Annotated in this window: 2 pseudogenes; one reads left to right on the plus strand and one right to left on the minus strand. The window is 72.2% G+C overall.

What is annotated here, in order from left to right:
- Positions 1 to 54 precede the first annotated feature (54 nt).
- Positions 55 to 204: pseudogene (locus tag EAO77_RS41405) on the plus strand (alkaline phosphatase D family protein); the annotation flags it as partial.
- A 45-nt stretch (positions 205 to 249) separates the two neighbouring features.
- On the opposite strand, the pseudogene EAO77_RS21045 reads toward EAO77_RS41405, so the two are convergent.
- A pseudogene (locus EAO77_RS21045) lies at positions 250 to 1,237 on the minus strand (alkaline phosphatase D family protein); the annotation flags it as partial.

Below are 1,237 nucleotides of genomic sequence, written 5' to 3' on the forward strand. Positions count from 1 at the left end.
GTCACGCTGGAGGACTACCGGCTCCGCTACGGCCTGTACAAGTCGGACCCGGACCTGATGGCCGCGCACGCCGCCCATCCGTTCGTCGTCACCTGGGACGACCACGAGACCGAGAACAACTACGCGGGCGGGACCCCCGAGAACGACGTGCCGCCGGAGGAGTTCCTGCTGCGCCGGGCGGCGGCCTACCGCGCCTACTGGGAGAACCAGCCGCTGCGGACGCCGCAGCGGCCCACCGGCCCCGACATGCGGCTCCKCCGCCGCGGTCGTGAACGAGGCAGCCGTGGAGACCGAACCGCCCGGCCTCGTGACGAAGTCCAGCGTCCGGAAGTCGGCGCGGGCCTGCCGCTCGTCGAGCGTGACGGTCACATAGCCGCGCCGCCCGTCGTAGAACTTCAGGTGCGGGTTGGCCCGGGTGTACGTCTCCCAGGTGGCCGGCCGCTCGGCGCCGTCCTTGCCGCTGGATATGGAGGTGGCGACGATCTCGGTGCCGACCACGCGGGCGTCCGGGGCGTCCCAGTCGCGCTTGATGTCGTACGCGTACCCGACGTGCACGTCGCCGGTGAGGACCAGCAGGTTCTCGACGCCCGCGGCCTCGGCGCCGTCCAGGAAGCGCTCACGGGCCGCCGGGTAGCCGTCCCACGCGTCCATGCTCACCTTGGCCGGCACGTTCAGGTCGAGCCTGCGCCGCGAGAAGTTGACCTGCTGCGGCACGACGTTCCAGGTGGCTTCGGACGCCTTCCAGCCGTCGGTGAGCCACCGCTCCTGCGCGGCCCCGAGCATGGTGCGCGACGGGTCCTCGGACTCCGGCCCGGGGACGTGGGCCTTGTCGCCGTACGCCTGGTCCGAGCGGTACTGCCGGGTGTCGAGCACGTCGAACTGCGCGAGGCGGCCGAAGTGGAGGCGGCGGTGGAGCCGCATGTCGGGGCCGGTGGGCCGCTGCGGCGTCCGCAGCGGCTGGTTCTCCCAGTAGGCGCGGTAGGCCGCCGCCCGGCGCAGCAGGAACTCCTCCGGCGGCACGTCGTTCTCGGGGGTCCCGCCCGCGTAGTTGTTCTCGGTCTCGTGGTCGTCCCAGGTGACGACGAACGGATGGGCGGCGTGCGCGGCCATCAGGTCCGGGTCCGACTTGTACAGGCCGTAGCGGAGCCGGTAGTCCTCCAGCGTGACCGTCTCGCGGTTGTAGTGGGCGGGCAGCCTGCGGTCGTCTCGCGGTTGTAGTGGGCGGGCAGCCTGCGGT

This window comes from Streptomyces sp. T39 (assembly GCF_008042045.1).
Classification (GTDB): Bacteria; Actinomycetota; Actinomycetes; order Streptomycetales; family Streptomycetaceae; genus Streptomyces.